This window comes from Microbacterium sp. (genome assembly GCF_030149085.1).
In the GTDB taxonomy this organism is placed as follows: Bacteria; Actinomycetota; Actinomycetes; order Actinomycetales; family Microbacteriaceae; genus Microbacterium.
In genome coordinates this window covers 1-5283 of record NZ_JASBSF010000221.1, presented here as the reverse complement: position 1 = coordinate 5283, position 5283 = coordinate 1, and the positions used below count along the sequence as shown (strand labels likewise).

Annotated in this window: 4 protein-coding genes and 1 pseudogene; 4 read left to right on the top strand and 1 reads right to left on the bottom strand. The window is 68.9% G+C overall.

What is annotated here, in order from left to right:
- Positions 1 to 239: hypothetical protein (locus tag Q1V87_RS08985; RefSeq protein WP_300591832.1), on the bottom strand; the 239-nt coding region annotated here is incomplete at its 3' end.
- A 336-nt stretch (positions 240 to 575) separates the two neighbouring features.
- Here Q1V87_RS08985 and Q1V87_RS08980 point away from each other — a divergent pair.
- From Q1V87_RS08980 to Q1V87_RS08965, 4 genes and pseudogenes are all read left to right on the top strand, one after another.
- Entirely contained in the window at positions 576 to 2069 is a 1494-nt protein-coding gene (locus tag Q1V87_RS08980; RefSeq protein WP_300591830.1) for an SCO6880 family protein, read from the top strand.
- The gene (locus Q1V87_RS08975; protein ID WP_300591828.1) at positions 2069 to 3673 is read left to right on the top strand and encodes a hypothetical protein; all 1605 of its coding nucleotides are present in this window, start codon (positions 2069 to 2071) and stop codon (positions 3671 to 3673) included. The genes Q1V87_RS08980 and Q1V87_RS08975 overlap by 1 nt, the downstream gene beginning before the upstream one ends.
- On the top strand, positions 3670 to 4944 hold the full coding sequence (locus Q1V87_RS08970; protein ID WP_300591826.1) for a ParA family protein: 1275 nt from the start codon (positions 3670 to 3672) through the stop codon (positions 4942 to 4944). Before Q1V87_RS08975 ends, Q1V87_RS08970 begins: the two co-directional genes overlap by 4 nt.
- Positions 4945 to 4956: 12 nt before the next feature.
- A pseudogene (locus Q1V87_RS08965) lies at positions 4957 to 5283 on the top strand (hypothetical protein); the annotation flags it as partial.

Sequence of the window (5283 nt, the reverse complement as noted above, 5' to 3'; positions counted from 1 at the left end):
GGGCCGCTAACGATCGGGTTCGTGACGCTGATCATCAACGGGCTCGCGAACATCAAGACGATCTGGGACCCGCAGTCCTGGCCGCTGCTGATCGGGCTGGTCCTGGTGGCGTTCGCCCCGTTCGCGATCTTCGGACTGTTCAGCTTCGTCGGCGCGGTCGCCGCCGACTCGGTCGGCTCGGCGGTCGGGTCACGAGCTGGCCACGCAGCGACAGGCGCCGCCCGATCGGTATCGCGCATCCCCAGTCGTGCCGGCTCATCGCCCGCTGGCGTGCCGGCGCGCTCCGCGCGACCGGGCGCGCCGGGAGCGGCCGGCCCATCGGGTGCGAGTGGAGGCGGCGGCTCCACGCCAGGTCGCCCACCGCGGGGACCAACCGGCCCCAGCGGCTCCCCCGGCTCGCCCGGTGGTTCGGGCCCCTCGCCCGCAGCCAACCCGTCCGGCGCGGGTGCTCCGGCGCCGTCGTCCGCCAGCTCCCCTCCGGCATCTCGACCCTCGTCGCGGCCAGGACCGTCATCCGCGCCATCGCCGTCGCCGTCTCCCTCGTCGCCCCCTCGCCCTCGAACTGAGAGGACCGCATGATGTCGACTCAGGACCTCGCCCGACCCGTCCGTCTGCCGCGCCGCTCGAGGCAGGGCGTCGTGATGGGCATGGACGGCTGGCAGCTCACCTGCCTCAGCGCGGCCGCCATCATCGTGCTGATCGGCGTCAACCGTTTCGGCCCGCCGGGACTCCTCTATGCCGCACCCCTCTACCTGCCGATCGGCATCTTCGCGTTCGTCACGGTGCACGGCGACTCCGCTCCGCGGCAGGTCGGGCTCTGGTACATGAAGCAGTTGCGCCACACGACCGGTGCGACGCGGCAGGTCTACCGCCCCGAGCGAGCTCACCTCGCCGGCACACTCAACCTGCCCGGCATCCGCGCATCCATCCAGCTGTGGGACGTGGACGACGTCGCGTGCGTCTACAACCCGCACGACCGGTCGGTGTCGGTGACCGCCGAGGTCGAGGTGCAGGGCTTCCTTATGAAGGACGACCCGGAGCGCTTCGACCTCACACAGCAGTGGGCTCCGGTGCTCGCGTCGTTCACGCAGCGCCCCGGTATCAAGCGCGCGGTGCTGCAGGAGCGCACGATTCCGACCACGATCCGACCCGCTCGCGACTACTACCAATCGGTCACACTGAAGCGGACGCTCAACGGCGACTCCCCCGTCGCCCACAACTACGACGCCGTGATGGACAAGTCCGAACGGTACGCGGTCTCGCACCGCAATTACCTGACCTTCACCCTCGACCTGATCGCGCTCGGACCCCAGCTGAAGTCGCTCGGCGGTGGCGAGGATGCGGTCAAGGCTCTCGCTGCCCTTGAGGCACGCAACCTCGCGGACGCCCTGAGCGCAGCACGGATCAGCGTGCGACGGTGGCTCACGACTCGCGACGTCGCGGCGCTCGCTCGTGTGGGCTTCGACCCCGAGTTCGCGGCGAACGTGCAGAACCGCGACGACGACCATGTCGGTGTCGATCCGGTCGCGATCGGGCCGATGTACCTCGAAGAGCCGCGCGGCACGAACGGCGTCGTCTACACGGACTCGGGAGTCCACACGACGCTCTGGATCCAGGAGTGGCCGCGATCGGACACCGCGGTCGGGTTCGTCGAGCCGATCGTCTTCGCACGGATGCCGGCCACCGGCGAGGCGATCACGCACATCATGTCGATCGTGCTGACGCCGGTCTCGGTCAAGAAGGCGATGCGCCGCATCGAGGACGACAAGAAGGTCTGGCGCGGCAACGAGCGGCTTCGCGCCAAGCGCGGAGTGGACGGCTCCGCGGCGGATGCGGCCGACTGGGACGCGCTCGAGCGCCAGGAAGAGGAGATCGTCGCCGGCCACGGCGAGTTCCGGTACGGCGCCTACCTCACGGTGAGCGCCCGCAACGAGGAACTGTTGGATCAGGCCATAGCCGGCATGCGCAATGCGCTCGCGAGGTCCGGCATGGAGCCGCAGATCCTGTACTGCCAGCAGGCCGAGGCGCTGATGGTCAACGTGCTCCCCATCGGGCTGGGGATGAAGTGATGGCCCGCCGCGTCGTCTTCTTCGAACCGGGCGATCTGTCCAAGCGCGACCGTGGCGCGATGCGCCGGCAGATCGCGCGGGATGCCCACGACGAGCGCCCTCCGAGGAAGCGCCGCCGCGAGCGCGCGCTCCCCGAGGCTGCGGTCCCCGGGCCTTTCGGTCCCGGCCTCACCGAAGGCGGGTACTGGAACCTCGCGCGCCCGAGCATACCGGCCCATCAGGCGACATCGCGGCAGATCGCGGGCATCTACCCGTTCGTGGCGGATGCCGGACTCGGGCACCACGGGCCGATCCTGGGCGTCGACCTCAACGCCGATGCACTCTTCCACTTCTCACCGTGGGAGGCGTACGCCAACAAGACCGACCGCCAGACGCTCTCGACGAACGTGCTGGTGCTCGGCGCGTATCGCGCGGGCAAGTCCGCGACGATCAAGACCCTGGTGACACGCTCGCTTGCGTTCGGTCACCAGGCAGTCGTCCCTTCCGACCCGAAGGGCGAGTGGGTGACGGTCGCCGAGGCGATCCCTGATGGCGTCGTCATCCGTATCGGCGGCGGCAGCACCGCGCGCCTCAACCCGCTTGACCGGGGTCCACGGCGGGCGGATGCTGACGATGACCAGGATGAGAAGATGGTCCGTCAGCGCCGGATCACCACTCTCGTGTCGCTCGTCGAGATGGCACTGGGCTCGACGAAGCTCACCGCCGTCGAGCACGCAGCACTGCATGAGGCACTCGAGCGCAGCATCCGGTCGACCGGCGACCGCCCGACGCTGCGCAATGTCTACGAGCACCTCGGCACGATCGTCGAGGATGCCGGCACCGACTTCCGCATGTCAGACGGCGCGGTGCAGCCGCGGTTCGTCCTCCGCCGGTTCGTCGACGGTGACCTCTCGGGGCTGTTCGAGGACGAGTCGACGGTGGCGTTCGACGCGGATGCACCGATTGTCGTCGTCGACACCAGCGAGCTCTTCTCGCGCAGCGAACTCGTCGCGCAGCTCACCCAGGTGTGCACGACGGCGTGGATCCAGGCCGTCGTGTCGGACCGGTCAGCCAAGCGCACCCGCTACCTCATTCGCGAAGAGGGCTGGCGCGACATGACCTCGCTCGCGGCGCTGCAGATGTTCCAGCAGTGGCTGAAGCTGTCACGCCACTACGGCATCAGCAACATCGTGATCCTCCACAAGATGGGCGACCTGGATGCCGTGGGCGACGCGGACTCGAGGGAGCGGAACCTCGCCTACTCGATCGTCGGCGACATCGAGAACAAGTTCATCTTCCGCGCGAACCATCAAGAGGCCGCTGCCCTTCGCGATCGACTCAACATCCCGGCGACTCACGTCGAGGACGCGCGGCGGCTGCGGATGGGCGTCTTCCTCGCCTACGTCGGCCAGTACGCCTACGTCGTCGACTGCTTCGCGACGTCGACCGACTGGGAGTACGAGCTCTTCGCGACCGACAGCGCGCTCGAGCAGAACGACGAAGGCGACGGGATGCCGTACCTGTTCGACCCGGATGAACTCGACCGCTTCTGGCCAGACGACTCCCCGACCGACACCAGCCTCGACGGCTGGCTGTCGCCGACCTGGAAGGAGACACCGCAATGAGTCTCGACACCACGCTGCGCGCGTACGCCACGGTCAGCGGACCGACGGCCACGTTCACCACGCCGGAGGGGCACATCGAGCCGCTCGCGGCGACCCCCACCGACGACATCCGGCAGATGATCGTCCGTCGTGCCGTGGATGAGGCCCGGCGCACCGGCCAGCCCGTCGAGCTCGTCACCACTGGCGACCGCGGCGAGCATCGCCTGCGCATCGACGCCGACGGGACGCTGGTGACGGCTGCGGCGAGCGCGCCCGACCCTGCGGCGGTCGCCGCCCACATCGAAAGCCCATCGCAACAGGGAAGGGAGGTGAACACCGAAGCTCCGGGGCGCGAACCGCTTCGCAACCACCGCGCCCCGGAGCCTCCCTCGCGCCCGAGTTTCATCGACACCTCGTCCGCCGTGGAGCCGAAGAGCGAGGGTTGGCGTTCCTTCTTCGCTCGGCTGGGTTTCGGTCCTTCTCCTGCCGAATTGAGGCGGCGAGACGACGAGCGCGAGGTGTCGCAGCAGTGGGCCGGATGCCGCACCATCGCGATCGCTAATGGGAAGGGCGGCGTCGGCAAGACGATGACCACAGCGATGCTCGCCGCTGTGTTCGGCCGCTACGGCGGCGGGAACGTCCTGGCGTGGGACAACAACGACACACGCGGAACACTCGGGTGGCGCACCGAGGCGGGGCGATACGACACGACGATCAAGGATCTGTTGCCGGCGGCATCCGATCTGCTGGCGACGGGCGCCGGCGTCTCCGACATCGCACGGTACGTGCACCACCAGCCGGTCGATCGGTACGACGTGCTGCGCTCGAACCCCGAACTCCTCGCCGTGCACCAGCGCATCCTCACCGCCGAGTTCGACCTGCTGATGCACGTCGCCGCCCGGTACTACCGGGTCGTCATCTTCGACTCCGGCAACGACGAATCGGCGGAGCGCTGGTTGCGCATGGTCGACTCATCGAACCAGCTCGTGCTGCCCACACTCGCGACACCCGAGTCGGCCGAGTCCGCCGCACTCCTGCTCGATGCGCTCCGCGAGCGCGACGAGCGATCGCGCGAACTCGCGGACAACGCGGTCGTGGTCGTCACGGAAGCCGAGCCGAACCCGCGTGGGGCGAACCGCATCGCGGAGGGCTTCTCGGGCCACGTCCGTGCAGTCGAACACATCCCGTTCGACCCCGCTCTGAAGTCGGGGGCTCTGCGTCTGGACAACCTGCGCACCCCCACGCGCGATGCGTGGATCCGCGTCGCCGCGGCCGCGGCCCGGGGCCTGTGAGAGGAGTCGGTCATGGAATCGATGCTCGGTAGGGGGATCGCGGTTCTCATCGCCATCTCGTTCGTTCTCAGTCTCGTGTTCGGCTTCCTCGCCGAGCTCGTGACCAGCATCGTCTGCGGCGCGCGGCCGGAGCCCGACAGCATGTTCTCGGGGCTCTGGCTCGCGATCACGGGCGACACCGCGGTGTACGCGGCGCCGGCGGGATGCGCGTTGCCGGTGATCGGCATCCGGATCGGCGACCTCGTCGCCGTGCTCCTCGTCATCGCCCTCGCGATCCTGGGACTCATCGCCTACCGGCGCTACAAGGAGTCGGACCAGGCGTTCGTCGCCGATCTGCGC

Coding starts and splice junctions, on each gene's coding strand:
- Q1V87_RS08975 (WP_300591828.1), top strand. CDS start 2,069: ATGGCCCGCCGCGTCGTCTTCTTCGAACCGGGCGATCTGTCCAAGCGC.
- Q1V87_RS08970 (WP_300591826.1), top strand. CDS start 3,670: ATGAGTCTCGACACCACGCTGCGCGCGTACGCCACGGTCAGCGGACCG.
- Q1V87_RS08980 (WP_300591830.1), top strand. CDS start 576: ATGATGTCGACTCAGGACCTCGCCCGACCCGTCCGTCTGCCGCGCCGC.